This window comes from Thermithiobacillus plumbiphilus (assembly GCF_038070005.1).
Lineage (GTDB): Bacteria > Pseudomonadota > Gammaproteobacteria > Acidithiobacillales > Thermithiobacillaceae > JBBPCO01.
In genome coordinates, this window is the sequence record NZ_JBBPCO010000001.1 from 221,616 (window position 1) to 243,441 (window position 21,826).

Sequence of the window (21,826 nt, forward strand, 5' to 3'; positions counted from 1 at the left end):
AGGGTCATCCAAGTAGAATACGCCTACTTTCCCCGGTAGCTCAGTCGGTAGAGCGGGTGACTGTTAATCACTAGGTCGGCGGTTCGAGCCCGTCCCGGGGAGCCATATAAAACAACGGTTTAGCGCATTTCGGCTAAGCCGTTTTTTGTTGTCTGGCACAAATTGGCACACTACAAACAACGCTGAGCAGGATCTCTCTGCCGTTTTCATCTGTTGCGCCTAAATCGCGCTGCGGGTCCTAACGGAAAGGGAATTATATGGCCAGCATACAGAAACGTGGAACCGGCTGGCGTGCGCAGGTGCGCAGGGCCGGGTTTCCTTCGCAGTCCGCCACCTTTGACACAAAGCGTGACGCAGAAGCATGGTCTCGGGAAATCGAACGATCGATGGACCGGGGTATCTATGTGGATTTGCGTGAAGCCCAGATCATCACGCTCGCCGAGGCTCTGGAAAGATATGGGCGTGAGGTGGTGCCGGCCAAGGGGCAGCGCCAACGCGAGCTGAACCGGGTGCGCCAGCTACAGACGTTCCCCATAGCCAGAAAGGCTCTCGGGGCCATCAGGGGCGCGGACATGGCCGCTTTCCGCGACTGGCGGGCCAGTGGTGGCGCAGGCCCGAACACGATCAGGCTGGATCTGGCGTTGATCTCCAATGTCTACGTGACGGCATCCCGCGAGTGGGGAATGGAAGGTTTGCCGAATCCTGTGGCGAGTATCAGAAAGCCCCGCGTCCCTGCGGGCCGAGAGAGGCGGGTCCGGCCCGGCGAGCTGGGTGCCATCATGGCTGTGGCAGATATGACGCTTTCCTGCATGGCTGTCTTTGCGGTTGCCACCGCCATGAGGCGGGGGGAGATAGCTGGTCTGAGGTGGGCGGATGTGGATTTGCGTCGCTGCACGGCTCGGCTGACAAAGACTAAGAATGGTGATGGGCGCACGGTGCCATTGAGCCCAATCGCTGCCGAGGCGCTCAGCTTATTGCCTAGTGCTAGCCAAGAAAGGGATGGTCTGGTATTTGGTATGAGTTCGAATGCCATCACCATTGCGTGGCGGCGGGCTTGCGCTCGATCCGGGGTGCAAGGGCTGACGTTTCACGACCTCAGACACGAAGGGGCGAGCAGACTGTTCGAGGATACGGACCTCGATGTAATGGAAATCAGGCTGATTACGGGCCATCGCACGCTACAAATGCTGGCCCGCTACACGCATTTGCGCGCTGATCGGCTGGTAGAGAGGTTGGCCGGCCGCCCTCGGGTTGCTGCGTAGGAATCCCACAACTGCTCAGGTAATCCTCCCCTTTTTAGGGGTCCGCGCAAGTAGAGGTTATGCCACGAAGGCCAACTTCTGTTTCGGGGTGATGCCGCCGAGGGCCATGTTTGGGCGTTCGTGGTTGTAGGTCCAGAGCCATCGAGTGGCGAAGTCCTGGACTTGTGCAATGGTATCGAACAGATGCTGGTTCAACCAGTCATGGCGCACGGTGCGGTTGTAGCGCTCGACATAGGCGTTCTGTTGCGGCTTGCCGGGCTGGATATGGGTAATGGCAATACCCTGAGCCTTGGCCCAATCGGTCAGCAGCTGGCTGATGTATTCGGGACCATTGTCACAGCGGATCACCAGGGGCTTTCCACGCCAGGCAATCAGTTGATCGAGGGCCCGGATGACGCGTGCCGAGGGCAGCGAGAAGTCGACTTCGATCGTCAGCCCTTCGCGGTTATAGTCATCCAGGACATTGAACAGCCGGAACGCGCGGCCATCCGCCAGCTGATCGTGCATGAAGTCCATCGACCAGACTTGATTGATGGACTTGGGCACTGCCAAGGGCTCGGGCTTCTCCCGCTGCAAGCGCTGCCTGGGCTTGATCCGCAGGTTCAGCGCGAGCTCCCGATAAATGCGGTATACCCGCTTATGGTTCCAGCCAAATCCCTTCACGTTGCGCAGGTACAGAAAGCACAAGCCAAAGCCCCAGTTACGCTGGTTGTGGGTCAGCCGGATCAGCCAATCGGCAATCTCGGCGTTCTCGTGTGACAGCTTGGGCTGATAGCGATAGCAGGTCTCGCTGATGCGAAAGGCCTGGCAGGCCAACCGCACGCTGATGCCCTTGCTCTGGACTGCCTGGACGGCCCCCTCACGGCGTTGAGAGGGCCTTACCATTTTTTGCCAGGGCCTCGGTGACGATCTCGGCCTTCAATCGTTCTTCGGCATACATCTTCTTCAGTCGTCGGTTCTCGTCCTCCAGTTCCTTGAGCCGCGCCATCAGCGATGCATCCATGCCGCCGTACCGGGCGCGCCACTTGTAAAAGGTGGCACTGCTCATGCCGTGCTCACGGCATAGGGTCGGAACCGGGGTGCCAGCCTCCGCCTGCTTCAAAATGGCCAGTATCTGGCTGTCGGTGTAGCGGGACTTCTTCATGCAGAATCTCCTCAGGTCTTCAGTCTATGAGAAAATTCTACTTACGAAAACCGCCTATCTCCGGGGGGATTACCGCAGGCCACGGGCTGAAGTGACCAAGGAGCGGATTACCATCCGTCTGTCTCCGGAAGTATTGAGTTATTTCCGCGCCAGTGGTCCTGGCTGGCAGACCCGGATGGATGAAGCCTTGCGCGAGTGGATGCGGACGCATCCACCCCAGAGCCAGGGATGAGACCCACTGCTATGCTCTCGGGATTGGTGAGTCGCGTTCTGATCCACGATTGCAAGGCGTCCTAGCCTGCAGCCTGCATCTTGGCGTGATTACGGCACGTATCCAGCGCCGCCTGTAACCCAAAGGATGGTGGCGTGCCCGGATCATAGGCCAGTCCTACCCGGCGGCTCAGGCGCAAGCCTTCGAGCGGCCGTGTCGTGATGTCCGGGTGATGCTGCACACTGCCCTCGGGCAGCAAGGCCACGCCAACCCCGGCCGCCACCAGGGCCAGGGCCCATTCCTCATGCTGGGCGCGGGCGACGATCTCGGGCTCTACCCGATAACGGGCTAGGGCGCTGGCAACCTCGTCGTGCAGCTCACATTGGCAACGCTCGATCAGCGGCAGACCATGCAGGTCCTGCAGTCTGATAGCCGGTTTCAGCGTCAGCGCATGACCATGGGGCAGAGCCAGCACATAGCGCTCCTCCCATAGCGGCACGAAGTTCTCGTCCGTGCGCCGCAACCGCTCGGCCACAAGCCGCGCCTCGGCCTCTTCCCCCAGTTCCGCCAGCCGAAGTTTGAGCTGCGGCTGGTTCACCAGAAGCTGCTTCAGGAATTCTCCCACACGCGCCGCGCTCAGTGCCGGCATGAGGGCCAGGTGCAAGGGCGCGGTCTCGGCTGGTGTCTGGAACAGGTTCTCGAGCGCTCCGAGTTCTCCTAGAATCCGGCGTGCGTGTGCATAGAGTTTCTGGCCGTCTTCGGTGACAGTGACACCCTTGCGGTGCCGTACGAAGAGGATTGTGCCAAGCTGGTCCTCCAGTTGCGCCAGCATACTGGAGAGGGCGGGCTGCGCCACGAAAAGACGCCTGGATGCCGCCGAGATGCTCCCGGCCTCATGGATGGCAACGAAATAGCGCAGTGCGCGCGTATCCATATCATGATCCTATAGACTGTATATGCATTCCATATTTTACATATAAATGGACGGCTCGCTATCCTCCGGTATCGATCACACTTCACCCTGGAGGATGTATGCAGGCCATGACCATCAATGCGTTTGGCGATCCAGATTTGTTCCAGCTCTCCGAACTGCCCATGCCGGTGCTGCAGCCCGGCCATGTGCTGATCGAAGTAAAGGCCACCAGCGTCAATCCGGTGGACTGCCTGCTCCGGGGCATGGGGCCTGAATTCGCACCCGAGCTGCCGGCCGTGTTGCATGGAGATGTGGCCGGGATCGTCAAAGCCGTGGCGCCGGATGTGCGCGAGTTTTCCGTGGGTGATGCGGTCTATGGCTGCGCCGGCGGGGTGCGGGGCACACCGGGCGGGGCACTGGCGGAATACATGCTGGCCGATGCCGCGCTACTCGCGCCCAAGCCCAAGACCTTGTCCATGCGCGAGGCTGCGGCCCTGCCGCTGGTGGGCATCACCGCCTGGGAAGGCATCTTCGAGCGGGCACGGGTCGGTGACGGAGACAGCATTCTGGTGCAGGGCGGGGCAGGTGGGGTAGGGCTTATGGCCGTGCAATTGGCCAGGGTGGCGGGGGCGAGGGTGTACGCCACGGCATCCACACCGCAAAAGCAGGCGCTTGTGCGGGAACTCGGCGCGGATGGCGTGATCGCTTATCGCGATGAAGCAGTTGAAAGCTATGTGGCGCGCTTGACCGGCGGGCAGGGTTTCGACGTGGTGTTTGATACCGTTGGTGGCGGCAATCTGGTTCGGAGCTTCGCGGCGGCGCGGCTCAATGGCAGGGTGGTGACCACGCTGGCTCTGGGGAGCTTTGATCTCTCGCCGGTGCATCTCAAGGGCCTTTCGCTGGAAGTGATCTTTATGCTCATTCCCCTGCTGCATGGGGTGAACCGGGCGCGCTATGGCGTTATTCTGCGACAGCTCGCTGAACTGGTGGACACGGGCAAGCTCCGGCCCGTGCTCGATTCGCATGCATTCCACATGAGCGAGGTGGCCGCCGCCCATGCACTGCTGGAGTCGGGCGGGGCGCTCGGGAAGATCGTGCTGGCCTGGGATTGACGGGGTGCCATCTGGCACTGCATGATGTGCCATGTGGAAACATGGTCATCGGATGAGACAAGGAGGTCCCCATGTCTGAGCTTCAGGCCATTCACGAGATTCTGGGAGGTTACAAGGTGCTGCATGACAGTCCCAAAGCTTCAGCGGATGCGATCGAAATGTTGCGTTTGGGGTTGCCGGTCGAAGCTGTCGAGGCGGTACGCCTGCGCCTGGACATGAGCAAGGAAGAAATATCCCGGCACGTAGGGATTTCTCGGCGCACCCTGTTTCGGCTGCATGAACGGGATCGCCTCAAGCCTGATGAGTCCAATCGTCTGTTTCGGTTGGCGAGTATCACCGCCAAAGCGGAAAAGGTGTTCTCGAATCAAGAAAAGGCGCACCTCTGGTTGCGGCGGGCGAATCGCGCCCTGCAGGGCCAAGCCCCCATCGATTTGCTGGATACCGATGTGGGCACCTGCGAGGTGGAGGACGTACTGGATCGAATTTACTTTGGCGTGTATAGCTGATGCGCGTCTGGCGGATCTGCCACGCTGACTATCGGCAATCCGTCTTTAGCGGCGAGGGCGCCCGCCGCGCGGGTGGGCGCTGGAACAGCCGGGGCGTTCCGGTCGTCTATACCTCCGCCCATCTCTCTCTGGCCGCACTGGAATTGTTCGTCCACCTGGATACTGATCTGATACCGGATCAGATGTTAGCTGCCGCCGCAGATATTCCTGATGATCTTCATATTGAACAGATCACGTCACGCGATCTGCCCGAGAATTGGCATACCAATCAATGTCTGGAACATCTGCGTGCAATGGGCGATGCCTGGAACGCACAAGGTCGCAGCGCCGTCCTGGCGGTTCCCTCTGTGCCGATCCCGCAGGAATTCAATTATCTGCTCAACCCGCTCCACGCGGATTTTCAACGCATCCGCTGTGGCGTTGAAGTGCAGGAGTTCCGGTATGATCCGCGCTTGTGGAGAGCGGGCAAGATTTGAGCATTATGCGATGACTGCAGCCAGTCTGCTTGCGCGGCTGTGCACGCCGGACCCAAAGTTCTTGACGCTGTTTTTGGATCGACCTACACTGAGACCATGAATACCCAGACCTTTGTACGCGCCTTGCTGCTACGACTACCTCGCCTGACTGCCTGAATCAGTCCCGGTTGTCGTTGCTTGCGTTCAGAGGGTTTCATGTCAAATCCAGCCCAAATTTCCGCTCCAGAAAATTCCTTTCGCGCTGTTGATCTCCTGCAACGCGGCATCCGCACGTTCCTATCTGATCTCCTGCGACTAACGATCGGCCACCGGGCCTAGTGCGCGGCCGCCCCGTGGCCTCTTGCGTGCCGCATTTCACTTTGCACGCGTCCAGGAGAATCAAGATGTCCATTGTTCCAGCCAGTCAGAAGTACCAGCCGTTTCCACCCATCCACTTGCCCGATCGGACCTGGCCATCACGGGTGATCGACCAGGCGCCCCAGTGGTGCAGCGTGGATCTGCGCGACGGCAATCAGGCCCTGGTCGAGCCCATGGACCTCGCCCGCAAGCAGCGCATGTTCGATACCTTGGTGGCGATGGGATTCAAGGAGATCGAAGTCGGTTTCCCAGCCGCCTCGCAGACCGAGTTCGACTTCGTGCGCGGCCTGATCGAGCAGGACCGGATCCCCAGTGATGTCACCATCCAGGTGCTCACTCAGGCACGCGAGCCTTTGATCCGCCGCACCCTGGAAGCCTTGCGCGGCGCCCGGCGGGCCATCGTGCATCTCTACAACTCGACCTCGCCGTTGCAGCGGCGTGTCGTGTTTGGCCTGGATCGGGCCGGAGTCGTCGACATCGCCGTGCGCGGTGCGGCCCTGATCAAATCGCTCGCCGCCGAGCAGCCGGAAACGGAATGGGTGCTGGAATATTCGCCTGAAAGCTTCTCGTCCACCGAGCTCGATTTTTCCCTGGAAATCTGCGAGGCGGTGATGGATGTCTGGCAGCCCACGCCGGCCCGGAAGATTATTCTTAACCTGCCTACTACCGTGGAAGTGGCTACCCCCAACGTCTTTGCCGACCAGGTGGAGTGGTTCCGGCGGCAGTTGCGCCAGCGCGAGTGCGTCATCCTGAGCGTGCATCCCCACAATGACCGCGGAACCGCGGTGGCGTCCGCCGAGCTTGCGCTCATGGCCGGCGCGGACCGGGTGGAGGGCACCTTGTTTGGCAATGGCGAGCGCACCGGCAATGTGTGTCTCGTGACGCTGGCGCTGAACCTGCGCACCCAGGGCATCGAGTCGGGACTGGACATCCGCGATATCGATGCCCTGGTGGCGACCGCGGAGCACTGCAATCAGTTGCCGGTGCATCCGCGCCACCCCTATGCCGGCGAACTGGTCTATACCGCCTTCTCCGGTTCGCATCAGGATGCTATCCGCAAGGGCTTGGCGGCGCGGGATCCGGCCGGCTTCTGGGAAGTCCCCTACCTGCCTCTGGACCCGGCGGATGTCGGACGCAGTTATGAGGCCATCATTCGGGTCAACAGCCAGTCCGGCAAGGGCGGCATCGCGTACCTGCTGGAGCGGGACTATGGCGTGAAACTGCCGCGCGCGCTGCAGGCCGAGTTCAGCCAGATCATTCAGCAGATTACGGACGCGACCGGCAAGTCGCTCAGTGCGGAGGAGATCTGGGCCGTCTTTCAGGACACCTATCTGAACGGGCGGCAGTCCTATGAACTGCTGGAATTCCAGGAACAAGCGGATCGTGCGGCGGGCACGTTGATCGAGGCTGTCATTTCCGTTGATGGCATCGAGCAGAGGGTAACGGGGCAAGGGGGCGGGCCCTTGGCGGCATTCTTGCAGGCCCTGAACCGGCATGCGCGAACCGACTACTGCATTCGCGACTACCAGGAGCACGCACTCGGCAAGGGCAGTGACGCGCTGGCGATGGCCTATGTGGCCCTGGAAGACCCGGCAGGTGTGGTGCGCTACGGCGCGGGGCGGCACCAGAGCATCACTCGTGCCTCGCTGCAGGCATTGCTGGCAGCGCTCAACCGGAACGTGCAGATGCGAGAGACATGACCGAAGCCGACCTAAGTTCGGCGGCAAATCATGTCAGCGGTCCTCGCGTGTGTGCCAAAGTCGGAGCACGTAGAGCGTAGCGCCCTGGATCTCGTAACGCACTTCGTAGCGCCCCACGAGAATCCTCCTGACCTCGCGCGGCGCGAACTCGAACAATTGCTCACCAATGCGTGGGTTGGTCAGCAGAGTGGTTGGCGCCTTGGCTAGCGCCTGTACGGTGCGCACGGCGGCGGCTTTGTTGGCGGGCGCAAGAAAGTCATGCAGGCGCGCCAGATCAGCAAGTGCCTTGCTGGTCCATTTCAATTCCATCAGCGTGGCAGTGGCAGCGGTTTGTCAGTGTCCAGACTATCTGCCCAGGCCTGCACGGCCTGGTGGTCGATAACTTGGCCGGCATCCACATCGGCCAGGGCCTCGCGGGTCAAGCGGTTGCGCTCTTCCTCCTGCTCGAGCCAGGCCGCCAGTGCCTGCTTGATGATCCAGCCGCGCGATCTCTCCAGGCGAGCGGCCATCTGGTCGACCTGTTCGGCCAGCGGCAAGGGAACGTGTGCGGTCAATACCTTGGTATCGGACTGTGGCATGTCACACCTCATTGTCATGATTAAATATTAATCGTATCTAATCACTTTGCATCGGGCAAGTGAGGTGGGTAATCAGCTTCAAAGTTCCAGGCTGATGTTGGCGGCGTGGGTGAAGCGGTTGCCATCCCAGTAGAGTTCCACATAGCGGATGTGCCGGGCATTGCGCAGGGCCTTCGGCCGAAACACGGCATAGGCGACCTGGCCTGGGTGCCGCACGCTTTGGTAACGCAGGCAATCCACCTGCACCCGCGCCTGCCGGGCGAAGGCCTGACAGGCGCTGTAGTCGTCATCGCGCAGCCAGGGCTCGTTCAGGGCGAACACATCGTAAGCCGAGCCCTCCAGTTCCGCCCCGATGTTGCGCGCCACGAAGGTCTGCGGCGCTTCCTGTGTGGCGCCAAAGAACTTCCCCATATGGTAGGCCACCTCGCGAATCGCGGTTTCCTCCAGTTCGGCGCAGTAGTAAACCCCAAAACTCCCGTCGCTGAAGCGGCTGCCGCGTGGATTGCGGTAGGCGAAAGCCGCCATGATCAGTGATGATCCCGGCCCGTAGACTCGCTCAGCCTGCGGGATGAGTACCAATTCCCCCCGCTCGTCACGCAGTCGGGGGTTGGTCATGGCTTCCAGGGCATAGGCGAGGTCCCAGTCCTCCGGGCTCAGGTCTTCCAAGTCCCCAAACAGGCTGATGGCCGGGTGTGCGGACGCTACCAGACGATAGGTCTGGATCGGGCCTGCACGCCCAGGCAGCAGATCTTCCAGGCTGGCGCTCACGCCCAGCCGCCGCGCACGCTGTCGAGGTGCTGCCGCACCAGGAAAAGATCGGCGACCTGGCCGGACAGCATGAAGTCTAGGGCGGAGCGGTTGGCGAAAAGCGGATCTGCATTTGGCTTGCGCACCCAGGTATACACGGACTCTGGATGGCGGGAAAACAGGATGCGAAGCGCTTTGTGGATGCCCAGCAGGTAGGAGATGCGTTCCAGGGTATCGCGGGGAAGTCCACCCGCCTTGCCGGCCTTCCAGTTCGCGTAGGTCGAGGTGCTTTCCAGGCCCAGCAGGGTCATGGCTTCCTTGCGATTCAATTGCCAGTGCTCGGCGAGGTTGAAAAACGCCTTCAGGGCGACTTCGCTCAGGCGTTTGCGATCCGGTAAGGCGGCTTTTTCAGGAGTGAGCATGGGCGGCTCCTTTCGTACATATTTATACTTAAAATATAATATAGTACAAATATGTTTGGGGTGTCACGCCCGCCTTACTCCGGATGCGATCATAGCCTGTGCGGTCCGGTCAGTCGCGGTCTTTGTCCTCCCGATGCACCGCATCATATAGCGCTGAATAATCTCCGTCGGCGAGGCCTTGAGATATGGACCGTTCGAGGATGCCACGCATTCCGTCCAGGGCAGCAGGGTCGAGTGGGAGGGTTGCACTTTCTTCCAGAAACAGCCGCACGTCTTTCAGGAGATGCCGGGTGGGAAAGTTGGGGTTACTGTAATCCCGGTCGAGCATGCGCTGGAGCTTCTTGTCGAAGGTCGGGGCGTAGAGGGCGGATTGACGCAGGATGTCCATGAAATTATCCACCGGCACGCCCTGTTCACGCACGAAACCAAGGCTCAGGGCGAAGCTCGAGGTCAAACCTGCAATGAGCTGATTGAGGGCGAGTTTGAGAGCGGCCGCCTGGCCGATCTCGCCCACGCGCCGGGGCGTTCCGAGCACCTGCAGCAGCGCGTCCATGCGCTGATAAAGCGCCTCCGGTCCGCCAGCCATGATCAGGAGCGTGCCGTTCCGGGCCTCGGGGATGCTGCCGAGAACCGGCGCTTCGAGGTATTCCGCGCCAAGGGCATGTAAGTCGGCGGCAAGCTCCCGGCTCTGCTGCGGGCCGATGGTAGCCATCTGGATGATGCTGCGGCCCTGGAGCTGACCACGAGCGGACTCGTGCAGCAACACCTCGCGTAGTGCCGCGGCATCGCTCAGCATGGTAAACACCACCTTGCCGGCGGCGATGGCCTGCGCGGGGTTATCGGTTACCTCGGCGCCCGCAGCAGCCAGTTCACGCGTCTTTTGTATTGAACGGTTCCAGACGGTGACGCTATGGCCGGCTTGCAGCAGGCGTGTCGCCAAAGGCTGGCCCATCAGGCCTGTGCCGAGAAAGCTGATATTCATTGCGCACTCCGCGAAAGGGTGAGGCCCTCAAGCATACGGAGTGGCGGCGGGAGAGGGAAGTGCGTCAGTGGCGGGTTCGTTCGAGGTGCCGGATCTCTTTTTCCACGCGCCTGAGGCGGCGGAAGTTCATGACGTTCATCATGACCATACCTATCATCATGCTCATGGGCAGCAGGGGCATCAGCGGGAACATCGGCATCTTGCGCATCTTTTCCAACATCTTTCCGGCTTGCATGATCTTATCTCCTTGTGCTGCCTTCCTGAGAATCCAGGGCGGCGAGAATGGGACATTCGAGTTCCGGTCGAGGCTCCTGCTCGCAGGCCTGAATCATATCGCGCAACACGCGTTCAAGCGCCTGCAGGTGCTCGATTTTTTGATGCACGGCGGCAAGCTTTTGTTCCGCCCGGTGTTTGACCTCCGTGCAGGGGGTCTGCGCGCTGGCCCGCAGAGCCATTAGCGCCTTGATCTCTTCCAGTGTGAAACCGAGGTCCTGCGCGTGCTTGATGAAACGAATGCGCGTGACCGCATCGGCTGGATAGCGGCGGATACTTTGCAGGCCCTTCTCCGGCTGCTGCAGGAGACTGCGGCGCTCATAATAGCGCACCGTCTCGACATTGACGTTCGCAGCCTTCGCTACCTGTCCGATGCTCAGCCCGCCTTCAGAAAGGGCCGCCACGATCAACCCGCGCAGCAGGACAACTGCTTGACGTCCTTGCTGAAGGTTTGCGCCGCAAGCTTGAGCCCTTCCACCATGGTGAGATAGGGAAAGAGCATCTTGCCCAGAGCGGTGACCGTCATGCCTGCATGGATGGACAGCACCGCCGTCTGGATCACTTCACCGCCATTCGGCGCCAGCACCTGGGCGCCGATCAGCACCTGATCTTCCGCCCGGGCCACCAGTTTGATGAAGCCACGGGTGTCGCGATTGGCCAGCGCTCGGGGCACGGCATCGAGCGGCAGCACGCGGCTGATGACTTCAATGCTCTGGGCGCGGGCCTGGGTCTCGCTCAAGCCCACGGTCGCGACCTGCGGATCGGTAAAGACCACGGCCGGCATAGTAGAAAGATCCAGGCTGTCCGGCGCGCCGCCCAGAGCGTTGTTGGCGGCGCGGGAGCCAGCCGCGGCGGCGACATAGACAAACTGCGGCTGATCGGTGACGTCGCCCGCAGCATAGATATGGGCGACATTGGTTTGCAGATGTTCGTTTACCGGGATGGAACCGGTGCTGCTGGTCCGTACGCCCGCAGTTTCCAAGCCGAGATCCTCGGTGTTGGCCCGGCGTCCGGTGGCGACCAGCAGGGCCTCGCCCTGGAGCTGTTCACCACTCGTGAGCATGAGCGTAAAGCGCTGGCCATCGTGAGATATATTTTCGGCCTGGTTGTGGCTCAAAACGCGGATGCCTTCGGCCTGGAAGTACTCCACAAGGGCTGCGCCGAGCTCGGGGTCCTCGCCTGAGAGCAGGGTCGAACGGGCGATGATGGTCACTTGGCTGCCAAGACGGGCGAAGGCTTGGGCCAATTCCACCGCGACGATCCCGCCGCCGAGTACTAACAGCTCTTTTGGGAGTTGTTGCGCCTCCAGTGCCGTGGTGGAGGTCCAGTAGGGCGTGTCCGCCAGCCCCGGTATCGCGGGAATGGCCGGACGGGCCCCGGTGGCGATCAGAAAGCGATCAGCGCGCAGGGTCTTTTCAGCGCCATCGGGGCGGATCACCGCGACCGTGTGGCCATCCAAGAAGCGGGCGCTGCCCTTGATGAAGCTTATATCGGGATTCTGCGCCAGGATATCGGCATATTTTGCCTGACGGAGTTGCTCGACGAGGGCATCTTTTTGCGCCATCAGGGGCGGCAGATCGACCGGATCGGTATGGGTCGGCATCCCTTCAAATGGATGATGGGCGGCATGATGGCGGATTTCGGCTGCCTGGATCAAGGTCTTGGACGGCACGCAGCCGATATTCACGCAGGTGCCGCCGATGGTCCCGCGTTCGATCATGGTGACGCGGGCGCCCATTTCCGTAGCGCGAATGGCGGCGGCAAAGGCCCCTGATCCGGAACCGATGATGACCAGATGCTGTTGGGTTTCCATGACAAATTCTCCTTTTGGGTGCCGGTTCCAGCGATTCAGTACACCCGTGCTCAGCCCTTGGGCTTGGACGGATAACCGGCTTCCTTGGTGGCGTTCATCATCTGCTCGATGCTGACCTTGGCCGGATTATAGATGACGACCGCCTCCGGCGGCTCCAGCGTGGTTTTTACTGAAGATACGCCCGGCAGCCTTTCCAGGCTTTTACGCACGGTGATGGGGCAGGTGCCGCAGGTCATGTTCTCCACCGCCAGCGTGATCTGTTTGCTTGCTGGCGCCTGTGCCATCGTGGCATACGGCGCGGCGGGCTTGTCACCCATGGCCCAGGCACCTGGAAGCAGGATACCGGCTAGTGTCAGGCCAACGGCAGTCAATTTGAGACCTTTTTGCACTGAAGGGTTCATGGTGTAACTCCTTTATAGGTGAATATCAGATCAGCCATTGGCCATAGTAGGGGAAGGCCAGGAGCGCCATAATCAGGACCGTGATGGTCCACAGAATGAGCTTGTTGCGGCGCTCCGCACTGGGTTGGGCGCAGACGCCATCGACGCTGCAGTTTGAGGCAGAAGCCGGCTTATACACCTTGTAGAAGGCATAGCCGAGAAATCCCAGGGTAAACGCGATGAATAAGGGCCGAAAGGGTTCGAGTGCGGACAGTGACGCCACCCAGGCCCCGCCGATGCCGAGCAGCAGCAGCACCAGGGGACCGACGCAGCAGAGCGAGGCGGCGATGCCAGCCAGAATCGCGCCAATCAGTCCGGTACGAGCCGATGGTGTGGAGACATGGCCAGTGGCTTCGGTACTTTCCTGAGCGGGTATGGCTGGCCTGACTTGGCTTTCCAGATTCATGAATACCTCCGTGAAGCGGATCTTGGGACATTGCAGGCACAGCTTAATCCTCGTACTACGGTACGGAGTCAAGACCTTTTGCAGGACTCGACTGCAGGAACTTTTCGTGCAGGTGCTGGTTCAGAATGAGTGTCGGTTCCGCGCTAAACCTGTACCCGAAAGGAGATCTCATGGGCTGCTGCAAGAAAAACGAGCAGTATCAATGCGCACATTGTGGATGCGGTATGCGCGTCACGGATGAACCGAAATCCGATGCGACATCCGACCAGCAAAGACAATCACCCAAATGCCCCTGTTGCGGCATGGATATGCAGAAAAAAGCAGATAGCTGATGTTTTAGCCAGCCCGACGATTCAGTATGGTGCATTGCTTTTCTTGGAGCTTGGCTTACAACATGTAGCCGATATCAGAGGCCCCGGTCGGGTAGGCGAACATGGTGGTCTTCAGGTCCTCGGCCGTTAGATTGTGACGAATCGCCAGCGCAAAGAGGTTGATGACTTCATCGGCATGTGGCCCGACCAAGTGGCCCCCCAATACGCGATCCGTCGCGTCGTCGACCAGTACCTTGAAACCATAGATCTTTTCGGCGGCTTGGCGCGCGGTAAACCAGTCCGAGGCCTTCTGGGACTGCATGCGGAATTTGAGTCCCTGTCGGCGCGCCTGGTCCTCGCTCAAACCGACTGCCGCAATCGGTGGAATGGTGAAGGCTACGCTCGGCACGCCGCGATAGTCTGGTTTATGTCGGTTGCCCTCCAGCAGATTGGCAACGACGACCTTGGCATCGTGGCTCGATACCGGCGTGAGCGGTGGTCCCATTTGCGCCGCGTCACCTGCCGCGTATATGGCTTCATTCGATACACTCTGCAGATATTCGTTCAGCTTGAGTTGCCCTTTCTCATGGGCGATTCCGGCAGCATCAAGATCCAGGGCCTCGAGCGCGGGTGCGCGTCCGCTGGCGTGGACCACCAGGTCCGCCTCGAAAGTGCGGGCTCCATTCTCTGCCGATGTGTGCACGAGAAAGCCAGTTCCCGTCTTCTCGATGGCATCGACCGTGGTCCCGGTGCGCACATCCACTCCGATCTCCAGAAACTTTTCCATGAGCCAGCCGACCAGTTCGGGATCGAATTGTTTCAGAATCCGCGCACCCCGCTGCAGGATGGTGACCTCGGCGCCGGCGCGTGCGGCGATATGCGAGAATTCCGCGGCAATATAGCCGCCGCCCACCAGAACGATGCGCCGGGGCAGTTGCTCCAGCCTGAGAAAGTCCTCGTTATCGGCCAGATATCCCTCGCCCGGAATTCCGAGTCTGATGGGTTGTGCACCGGCGGCAATCAGGATATGGCGGCCCTCGATATGCGTGTCATTGACGACCAGCGTGTTGCGGCCGGTAAAACGCGCCTGCCCGTGATAGGTATCGATTTCCTTCTCGGCGTAGCGGCGTTCCTGTTTTTCAGGGACGGGATCGGTGAACGTGCGCTTGAAGGCCATCAGCCCGGGCCAGTTGATGTGCAAGGCGCCTTCCACACCCTTCTCGCGCATGCGATGGGCCTCATCAACGGTAACCGCGCCTCTGATCAGCATCTTTTTCGGATCGCAGCCCCGCAAGGCGCATGTGCCGCCAAAGGGCCGGAAATCAATTACCGCGACCTGCCAGCCGGCCGCGCGGGTGCGCATCGCCGCGACCATTGCCGCGGTCCCACTGCCAATAATCACCAGATCATAGGTTTTCATCGGGGGCTCCTCTCCAGGTGAATGGTCCAGGGCCGTTTTCAGGGTGGACCAGGCTTACTTTTGATGGTTCCGTCTTTGGAGGGACTATCTGCCTATATTCGATGAACGACGATACCCTGAAACTTATGGGTAAACAGATGCAAATGATGCAATGGATGGGGAAACGGATTCGGCGGGATGGATGGCAAAGGAGGGAATATGAGCAGCATCCGTACGACGCAGGAAGTATTCGAGGATCATCTCTGGCAGAGCAATCACGGCTCCGTCGAGGAGGATTTCGCCCGCAACTATGCCGATGACGTGGTACTGCTCACGGGAGAGGGGATCTATCGCGGCTTGGAAGGCCTTCGCTATCTGACGAATGTTTTGATGCAGGCCCTGCCTGGGGCGTGTTTCGATTATTACACCCGGCTGGTGGCGGGGGAGATGGCCTTTCTGGAGTGGGGCACCCAAACAGAAAAGTCTCAGGTTAAGGATGGCGCGGATTCATACCTGATCCGCAATGGCCGCATTATCGCACAGACGATCCATTATACCGTTCAGCCTGTTTCCGAGAATTGACGGGCTAAAATCCCATGCGGGTGCCCGGTAGAATCCGGTGGCGGGCCGCGAAGCCACCTGGCACTTCCACGACATAGCGGGCCGGCCCATGTGAGGCATGATGTTGCCGGGAATAGGGTGCGGCATTCTCAACAATGTTGAGCACGCGCCCGCTCTCGTCCATGAAGATCATATCCAGCGGCCCCGGCGTGTTATGCATCCAGAAGACCCGCGGTGCGGCATTCTCAAAAACAAAGAGCATGCCATGGCGATCATCGTCGGGCAGGCGTCGTCCCATCAGGCCCCGCGTCTGTTTCGCGTGTGTGTCGGCGATTTCCACCGCCACCGTGGCGAGCACGTGATGATTATTATCCAGAAAGCTGACCTGATCGTGCTGCGCTTCGGGAGGACGTGCGCAGGCGGAACAAAGCACGAGCAGCAGGAATATTGTGCTCTGAAAACGCATCAGGGTGCCTTTGGCGGCGTCATTGTGCTTCTGAATACCGTACTGAAAATGCGAAGTACCCACAACGATGAGCCCACTTTCTGTGCGACCTGAACGCATTAAGCAAGTTCCGCCAAGCCAGTCTGTTCAGGGCAGGGGTTCCTTGCGCCGAAGGCGCGAAGAGGTCGCATGCATCATATAAAGGCTCAGGCCGATGAGTATGCCGCCAACCGCCTGACTCGCGGAAAGTGTCTCACCCAGGGTCCAGTGCGACAGAATGACCGTAAAAAGCGGGGTGAGAAACAGAAAGCTGCTGGCCCGCGCCGCCCCACTTCCTTGCAGCGCAAGAAACCAGAGGCCGAAAGAGCCGGCGGAAGCAGGAATGGCAAGCCAGACAAACCAAAGCCAGTCATTCAGGCTAAGAGAGGCGGGCCAGTTTTGGCCCAGGATCGTTGCCAAGAACAACAGAAGAGCGCTTCCAATCAGCATCTGCCAGGCATTGAGATGCAGGCCGCGGATTGGAAGATTCACTCGCTTGGTAATAAGCGTTGCCAGGGTCCATGACAGGGCGGAGAGCAGTCCGAGTAGATCCCCCGTGATGTGATGCTGCCCACCCAGGCTACCAATGGCCAGAATGACACCCACAAATCCCAATGCCAGTGCCAGAATGCTGCGCCTGGACAGGGCTTCCTTCAGTGCAAGCGGGGCCAGTGCGGCCACCCAGATAGGATTGGTGAAAAGCAGGATTGCGGCCTGTCCCGCACTTATCGACTGCATGGCCCAGAACAGCAGTCCCATGACTGCTGTCGTCTGTAATCCGCCGATCATTGCTACTACGGCCCAGTCTCGCCAGCTCAGTTCACGGAATTCCTGGCGAGCCTGGGCCCTTTGTGCCGGACGCATGGCCAGCAATGCCCCCGTGAAGATGGCCGCCAGGAGAAAGCGCCAGCCCACGAGCGGCAGAGGCGGAACAGCGCGCAGCAGCACCTTTCCGGCCACAAAGGACGAACCCATAAAAAATGTTGCCCCCAGAAGGGTGGCGGTACTGAGCCAGGATGCCTGCTGTGAACCGTTGGCGGGTAAGGGTTTCATGCGCACCAGCATGCCTTCCGGCAGGAGGACTGTCGAGAGATCAAGGCCGATCGAGAAATACCTGTCGGATCAGGTCAGTGCCCGTAATTCCCTCAAAATGTCTGCCGGTTCCATACGCTGCGTATAATCGAGATTGACAAAAGCTGAACGGATGATTCCCCCTCGGTCGATGACGTAGGTGGCGGGAAGGGGGAGTTCCCAGGATTCATCACCGTTCCAGGCGGGTATATCAATGCCCCACTGGCGATAGATCGAGTGGAGTTCCGGGGGCACCGTAAATACCAGGCCGTAAGTGCGGGCGACCTGATCGCCTTGATCCGAGAGTACATCAAACTGCAATTGGTGCTTTTCAGCGGTGGACAGGGAGTTGTCAGGGGTCTGTGGCGAAACGGCCAGGAGTGATGCGCCCATTTCCCGGATCTCTGGCAGATGCCGCTGCAGGGCCTGGAGTTCCAGATTGCAGTAGGGGCACCAGCCACCCCGATAGAAGCTCAGGACCACGGGTCCGCGCGTCAGGACCTCAGCCAAGCTGACGATCTGTCCGGTAGCATTCGGCAAACTAAATGCCGGCGCCTGCTCGCCGATCTTTCGAGCATTTTTGGCGGGATCTGACTGGGCCAGCTTCTCGTTGGCTGTGGCCAGGACAGCTTTGACGTCCTCCGGTACACTGGCAAGAAACTTTTCGCTAAATTGCTGGGTTTGAGCGGCGAGTGAGTCTTTTTTGGGACCTGCGAGGTCATGGGCATCTCCTGAGGTTTAAGATCTCGGATGAGACCAATAAGTTGGAAAGCTAACTAACAAATCTGTAAAAATCAAACATCCTTTAGCCAGGTTCTACACTGCTCCATCAGTTGGATCATGAGTTCGGGATCCTGGAAGGCGTTGGACAACAAGACTGCGCCCTGGATTTGCGCGATGAATCGCGCACCCAGCAGCTGTGGATCAGCTTTGCCGAGTTCCCGGAACTGGGTGATGGTCCAGTCCACCTGCATCCTGAGGATCCGGTTTACCTCAACGGCGAGCGTCGGTTCGCCCTTGTTCAGTTCCTGACTGAGGCTGCCGATCGGGCAACCCTGAAGCGCGTAGAGTTCCCGATTTTCCAGAGCCATGTCCAAAAATGTTTCGAGACGAGCGCGCGGATGGGGAAGTTGATCCCAATTGACCAGCTTTTGGCGCATCATTTCGGCATGCCGATGAATGATGGCGACAGCCAAGGCATCCTTGGTCTTGAAGTAGTAGTAGACATTGCCTAGCTGCACTTCGGCAGCCTGCGCAATGTCGGCCAGGGTGGTTACTCTGTAGCCCTGATGATGGATCAGGCTTTCCGCTGCCTGCAACAGGCGCTCGCGTTTCTCGTTGGGACGCACTATCGGGATCCGGGTTAGTTAGATAGCTAAGACTAGGGTCAGGGTCTTATCAAAGTCAAATTGGCAGATATGAAATTCCTGGGTTTTCCGCTTTCGCGTGCCTGTTTCAGATCCTTCGAAAGTCCCTGTCACTGCCAAATACTTGGGTCGATAGTTACCTAAGCTTTCCAATCATTTTGTGAGTCAAGATCCGTTGCAGGTGAACGTCCTTTCCTGGAGAAGGCAGGAATAAAAGAGGAGCTCCATGCAGATAACCAGACGACAGTTCTTCAAGCTAAGTGCAACCGGGCTGGGGGTTTCCAGCATGGCGGCACTGGGATTCTCGCCTTTCGAGGTGCTGGCGGAGGTGAGACCCTTCCGGCTCCAGACCACCACGCAGACCCGGAATATCTGTACCTACTGCGCGGTGGGTTGCGGCATCATCATGTACAGCCTGGGTGATCGTTCCATCAATAACCGGCTATCGATCATCCATATCGAGGGTGACCCGGACCATCCGGTCAGCCGCGGCAGCCTCTGTCCCAAGGGCGCGGCGCTGCTGGATTTCGTGCGCAGTCCCTCACGGCTGTTGTTTCCGGAATACCGGGCGCCAGGTGCGAAGGAGTTCAAGCGCGTGTCCTGGGACTGGGCCATGGATCGCATCGCGCGATTGGTTAAGAATGATCGAGACCAGAACATTGAGCTCAAGAACGCCAAGGGCGTCACGGTCAACCGCCTGTCGAGCATGGGTTTCCTGGCTGCATCCGCGTCTTCCAATGAAACCGGCTATCTGACCTGGAAGATCATCCGCAGCCTCGGCATTACCCCATTCGACAACCAGGCGCGCGTCTGACACGCACCGACGGTGGCAAGTCTTGCCCCTTCATTCGGTCGCGGTGCCATGACGAACACCTGGATGGACATCAAGAATGCGAATCTGATCCTCATCATGGGCGGCAATCCCGCCGAGGCGCATCCGGTGGGCTTCAAGTGGGTGATGGAAGCCAAGGCCCGCAACAAGGCGCGCGTGGTGGTGGTGGATCCGCGCTTCAACCGCACGGCGGCGGTGGCGGATTACTATGCCCCGATCCGCTCGGGCACCGATATCGCCTTTCTGGGTGGTGTGATCAATTATCTACTGTCCAACAACCAGATCCAGCACGAATATGTCAGGGCTTACACCAACGCCAGTTACCTGATCCGGGACGGCTTTGAGTTCCAGGATGGCTTGTTCAGCGGCTATGACCCGACCCAGCGTCAATACGACATGGAGACCTGGAACTATGAGCTCGGACCGGATGGCTATGTGCAGGTGGATGAAACGCTGAAGCACCCGCGCTGTGTGCTTCAGTTGATGCGGCAGCACTACAGCCGTTATACGCCGGATGTGGTCGCGAATATCACCGGCACGCCGAAGGATCAGTTTCTCAAGATCTGCGAAATGATCGCATCCACCGCCGTGCCGGACCGTACCATGACCCATCTTTATGCCCTGGGCTGGACCGAGCACACGGTGGGCACCCAGAACATCCGCGCCATGGCCATCATCCAGTCATTGCTCGGCAACATGGGCATGATGGGTGGCGGGGTGAATGCGCTGCGCGGGCACTCCAACATCCAGGGGCTGACTGATCTCGGGCTGCTCAGCACCGCAGTGCCGGGCTACATGCGTTTGCCGCACGAGGAAGAGGACACCCGGGCCAAGTATCTGGCCAACAATACTCTGCAGCCATTGCGCCCGAATCAGGTCAATTACTGGTCGAACTTCCCCAAGTTCCAGACCAGCTTCATGAAGGCGCTGTATGGTGATGCGGCCACCCCGGAAAACGATTACGCCTATGATTATCTACCCAAGCTCGATGTCGATCAGGACATCCTGCTGACGTTCCAGCGCATGTGGGCCGGCGAGGTCAATGGCTACTTCTGCCAGGGTTTCAATCCGCTCCAGGCCTTCCCCAACAAAGGCAAGATCATAAAGTCGCTGAGCAATCTGAAGTTCCTGGTGGTGATGGACCCGCTGGCCACCGAGACCTCCGAATTCTGGAAGAACTATGGTGTCTACAACGATGTGAATCCCGAGCAGATCCAGACCGAGGTGTTCCGCCTGCCCACCAACTGCTTTGCCGAGGAGGACGGTTCGACCACCAACAGCTCGCGCTGGCTGCAATGGCATTTCCAGGGCCAGCATCCGCCCGGTGAGGCACGCAGCGACATCGAGATCCTCTCGGGGCTCTTCCTGCGCATACGCGACTTGTATGCCAGGGAAGGCGGCAAACTGCCGGAACCCATCCTGAACCTGTACTGGCCTTATCAGCAGCCGGAGTCGCCGACACCGGCGGAACTGGCGCGCGAGTACAGCGGCTACGCCCTGGCCGATGTGCGCGATCCGGAACAGCCGGACAGGGTGCTGGTGAAGCAGGGCCAGCAGCTCGAAGGTTTCGGCCAGTTGAGAGACGATGGCAGTACGCTTTCGGGCTGCTGGATCTATTGCGGAGCCTGGACGGAAGATGGCAACCAGATGGCGCGGCGCGGCACCATCGATCCCGCTGGTGCGGGCATCTCGCCGGAATGGGCCTGGGCCTGGCCCCTGAACCGTCGCATCATCTACAACCGCGCCGCCGCGGACCCCGAGGGCAAACCCTGGGATCCGAAGCGGGCCCTGATGGTCTGGACCGGCGAGCGATGGGAAGGGCTGGACGTGCCTGATTTCCCGCCCAATGTGCCGCCATCGCAGGGCACAGGCCCCTTCATCATGACGCAGGAAGGTACGGCTCGGCTGTTCGTGCGCGACATGCTGCGGGACGGTCCGTTTCCGGAGCATTATGAGCCCATGGAAACGCCGATCGGCACCAACCCGCTGCACCCGAACGTGATCCACAATCCGGTGGTGCGGATTTTCAGGAACGATGAGGCGGATCTGGGCACCAGCAAGGACTTCCCCTATGTGGGCACCAGCTATCGGTTGACCGAACTGTTCCATTACTGGAACAAGCACGCCCACATCAACGCCGTGCTGCAGCCGCAGCAGTTCGTGGAGATGTCGGTGCAACTGGCCAAGGAGAAGGGTATTGCCAATGGCGATATGGTCCGGGTGCGCAGCAAGCGCGGCGAAATCACGGCCGTGGCGGTGGTGACTCCGCGCATGAAGCCGCTGAAGGTGAATGGCCAGATCGTCCAGCAGGTTGGTATCCCCATTCACTGGGGATTTCTCGGGCAGACCAAGAAGGGTTTCCCGGCCAATGTGCTGACCCCCTTCGTCGGTGATCCCAACACCCATACGCCGGAGTTCAAGAGCTTCCTGGTGAACGTCGAGAAAGCCTAAGGAGACAG

Annotated in this window: 24 protein-coding genes, 1 tRNA gene and 1 pseudogene; 10 read left to right on the forward strand and 16 right to left on the reverse strand. The window is 59.8% G+C overall.

From position 1 onward, the window contains the following. Positions 1 to 29: 29 nt before the first annotated feature. Both WOB96_RS01090 and WOB96_RS01095 read left to right on the forward strand, forming a co-directional pair. Positions 30 to 105 (forward strand) — tRNA-Asn (locus WOB96_RS01090). A gap of 152 nt (positions 106 to 257) precedes the next feature. After that, on the forward strand, positions 258 to 1,262 hold the full coding sequence (locus WOB96_RS01095; RefSeq protein ID WP_341369415.1) for a tyrosine-type recombinase/integrase: 1,005 nt from the start codon (positions 258 to 260) through the stop codon (positions 1,260 to 1,262). A gap of 57 nt (positions 1,263 to 1,319) precedes the next feature. On the opposite strand, the gene WOB96_RS01100 is transcribed toward WOB96_RS01095, so the two are convergent. Further along, a protein-coding gene (locus WOB96_RS01100; protein ID WP_341369416.1) for an IS3 family transposase occupies positions 1,320 to 2,406 on the reverse strand; the annotation gives its coding sequence in 2 pieces (ribosomal slippage) (positions 1,320 to 2,151 and positions 2,150 to 2,406; 1,089 coding nt in all). Here WOB96_RS01100 and WOB96_RS01105 point away from each other — a divergent pair. Then, complete coding sequence (locus tag WOB96_RS01105) at positions 2,405 to 2,638, forward strand: BrnA antitoxin family protein (protein ID WP_341369417.1); 234 nt, start codon at positions 2,405 to 2,407, stop codon at positions 2,636 to 2,638. The genes WOB96_RS01100 and WOB96_RS01105 overlap by 2 nt on opposite strands. A 61-nt stretch (positions 2,639 to 2,699) precedes the next feature. Here the strand turns inward: WOB96_RS01105 and WOB96_RS01110 are convergent, their stop codons facing one another. Then, positions 2,700 to 3,551: a LysR family transcriptional regulator gene (locus WOB96_RS01110; RefSeq protein WP_341369418.1), complete on the reverse strand. Its 852-nt coding sequence runs from the start codon at positions 3,549 to 3,551 to the stop codon at positions 2,700 to 2,702. Positions 3,552 to 3,649: 98 nt separating this feature from the next. Between WOB96_RS01110 and WOB96_RS01115 the strand changes: the two genes are divergently transcribed. The 4 genes from WOB96_RS01115 (at position 3,650) to leuA (ending at position 7,681) form a co-directional block, all read left to right on the forward strand. Continuing rightward, positions 3,650 to 4,642: a zinc-dependent alcohol dehydrogenase family protein gene (locus tag WOB96_RS01115; protein WP_341369419.1), complete on the forward strand. Its 993-nt coding sequence runs from the start codon at positions 3,650 to 3,652 to the stop codon at positions 4,640 to 4,642. 71 nt (positions 4,643 to 4,713) lie between these two features. Continuing rightward, positions 4,714 to 5,148: a type II RES/Xre toxin-antitoxin system antitoxin gene (gene parS / locus WOB96_RS01120; protein ID WP_341369420.1), complete on the forward strand. Its 435-nt coding sequence runs from the start codon at positions 4,714 to 4,716 to the stop codon at positions 5,146 to 5,148. Continuing rightward, a complete protein-coding gene (locus WOB96_RS01125; protein ID WP_341369421.1) occupies positions 5,148 to 5,624 on the forward strand; it encodes an RES family NAD+ phosphorylase in 477 nt (158 codons plus the stop codon). The genes parS and WOB96_RS01125 overlap by 1 nt, the downstream gene beginning before the upstream one ends. A 383-nt stretch (positions 5,625 to 6,007) precedes the next feature. Further along, positions 6,008 to 7,681, forward strand: a complete 1,674-nt coding sequence (gene leuA / locus WOB96_RS01130) for a 2-isopropylmalate synthase (protein WP_341369422.1) — start codon at positions 6,008 to 6,010, stop codon at positions 7,679 to 7,681. A 33-nt stretch (positions 7,682 to 7,714) separates the two neighbouring features. On the opposite strand, the gene WOB96_RS01135 is transcribed toward leuA, so the two are convergent. The 10 genes and pseudogenes from WOB96_RS01135 to WOB96_RS01185 all read right to left on the reverse strand — a co-directional run bounded on the left by WOB96_RS01135 (position 7,715) and on the right by WOB96_RS01185 (position 15,073). Next, on the reverse strand, positions 7,715 to 7,990 hold the full coding sequence (locus WOB96_RS01135) for a type II toxin-antitoxin system RelE/ParE family toxin (protein ID WP_341369423.1): 276 nt from the start codon (positions 7,988 to 7,990) through the stop codon (positions 7,715 to 7,717). Then, entirely contained in the window at positions 7,990 to 8,259 is a 270-nt protein-coding gene (locus WOB96_RS01140; RefSeq protein ID WP_341369424.1) for a CopG family ribbon-helix-helix protein, read from the reverse strand. Before WOB96_RS01140 ends, WOB96_RS01135 begins: the two co-directional genes overlap by 1 nt. A gap of 78 nt (positions 8,260 to 8,337) precedes the next feature. Next, positions 8,338 to 9,027, reverse strand: a complete 690-nt coding sequence (locus WOB96_RS01145) for an RES family NAD+ phosphorylase (protein WP_341369425.1) — start codon at positions 9,025 to 9,027, stop codon at positions 8,338 to 8,340. Continuing rightward, positions 9,024 to 9,428, reverse strand: a complete 405-nt coding sequence (locus WOB96_RS01150) for an MbcA/ParS/Xre antitoxin family protein (protein WP_341369426.1) — start codon at positions 9,426 to 9,428, stop codon at positions 9,024 to 9,026. The genes WOB96_RS01145 and WOB96_RS01150 overlap by 4 nt, the downstream gene beginning before the upstream one ends. Positions 9,429 to 9,537: 109 nt before the next feature. Continuing rightward, positions 9,538 to 10,410, reverse strand: coding sequence for an NAD(P)-dependent oxidoreductase (locus tag WOB96_RS01155; protein WP_341369427.1), 873 nt, complete (start codon positions 10,408 to 10,410; stop codon positions 9,538 to 9,540). A 64-nt stretch (positions 10,411 to 10,474) separates the two neighbouring features. Then, entirely contained in the window at positions 10,475 to 10,645 is a 171-nt protein-coding gene (locus WOB96_RS01160; RefSeq protein ID WP_341369428.1) for a hypothetical protein, read from the reverse strand. A gap of 4 nt (positions 10,646 to 10,649) precedes the next feature. Beyond that, complete coding sequence (locus WOB96_RS01165; RefSeq protein WP_341369429.1) at positions 10,650 to 11,087, reverse strand: MerR family DNA-binding protein; 438 nt, start codon at positions 11,085 to 11,087, stop codon at positions 10,650 to 10,652. A 2-nt stretch (positions 11,088 to 11,089) separates the two neighbouring features. Next, positions 11,090 to 12,780: pseudogene (merA, locus tag WOB96_RS01170) on the reverse strand (mercury(II) reductase). A gap of 142 nt (positions 12,781 to 12,922) precedes the next feature. Then, on the reverse strand, positions 12,923 to 13,342 hold the full coding sequence (locus WOB96_RS01180) for a mercuric transporter MerT family protein (protein ID WP_341369431.1): 420 nt from the start codon (positions 13,340 to 13,342) through the stop codon (positions 12,923 to 12,925). Positions 13,343 to 13,729: 387 nt separating this feature from the next. Further along, entirely contained in the window at positions 13,730 to 15,073 is a 1,344-nt protein-coding gene (locus tag WOB96_RS01185) for a dihydrolipoyl dehydrogenase family protein (protein WP_341369432.1), read from the reverse strand. A gap of 198 nt (positions 15,074 to 15,271) precedes the next feature. Here WOB96_RS01185 and WOB96_RS01190 point away from each other — a divergent pair, with 198 nt between their 5' ends. Then, entirely contained in the window at positions 15,272 to 15,634 is a 363-nt protein-coding gene (locus tag WOB96_RS01190; protein ID WP_341369433.1) for a nuclear transport factor 2-like protein, read from the forward strand. 4 nt (positions 15,635 to 15,638) lie between these two features. Here the strand turns inward: WOB96_RS01190 and WOB96_RS01195 are convergent, their stop codons facing one another. The 4 genes from WOB96_RS01195 to WOB96_RS01210 all read right to left on the reverse strand — a co-directional run bounded on the left by WOB96_RS01195 (position 15,639) and on the right by WOB96_RS01210 (position 18,487). Continuing rightward, positions 15,639 to 16,178, reverse strand: coding sequence for a DUF192 domain-containing protein (locus WOB96_RS01195; protein ID WP_341369434.1), 540 nt, complete (start codon positions 16,176 to 16,178; stop codon positions 15,639 to 15,641). A 27-nt stretch (positions 16,179 to 16,205) separates the two neighbouring features. Beyond that, a complete protein-coding gene (locus WOB96_RS01200; protein ID WP_341369435.1) occupies positions 16,206 to 17,150 on the reverse strand; it encodes a DMT family transporter in 945 nt (314 codons plus the stop codon). Positions 17,151 to 17,219: 69 nt separating this feature from the next. Beyond that, positions 17,220 to 17,792, reverse strand: coding sequence for a peroxiredoxin-like family protein (locus tag WOB96_RS01205; protein WP_341369583.1), 573 nt, complete (start codon positions 17,790 to 17,792; stop codon positions 17,220 to 17,222). A 170-nt stretch (positions 17,793 to 17,962) separates the two neighbouring features. After that, positions 17,963 to 18,487 carry a TetR/AcrR family transcriptional regulator gene (locus tag WOB96_RS01210; protein ID WP_341369436.1) on the reverse strand — a complete coding sequence of 175 codons (525 nt, stop codon included), beginning with the start codon at positions 18,485 to 18,487 and terminating at the stop codon, positions 17,963 to 17,965. 274 nt (positions 18,488 to 18,761) lie between these two features. On the opposite strand from WOB96_RS01210, the gene WOB96_RS14535 reads away from it, so the two are divergent. Both WOB96_RS14535 and fdnG read left to right on the forward strand, forming a co-directional pair. After that, the gene (locus WOB96_RS14535; protein ID WP_479725473.1) at positions 18,762 to 19,349 is read left to right on the forward strand and encodes a hypothetical protein; all 588 of its coding nucleotides are present in this window, start codon (positions 18,762 to 18,764) and stop codon (positions 19,347 to 19,349) included. A gap of 12 nt (positions 19,350 to 19,361) precedes the next feature. After that, positions 19,362 to 21,818, forward strand: a complete 2,457-nt coding sequence (fdnG, locus tag WOB96_RS01215; protein ID WP_479725474.1) for a formate dehydrogenase-N subunit alpha — start codon at positions 19,362 to 19,364, stop codon at positions 21,816 to 21,818. The last annotated feature ends 8 nt before the right edge of the window (positions 21,819 to 21,826 follow it).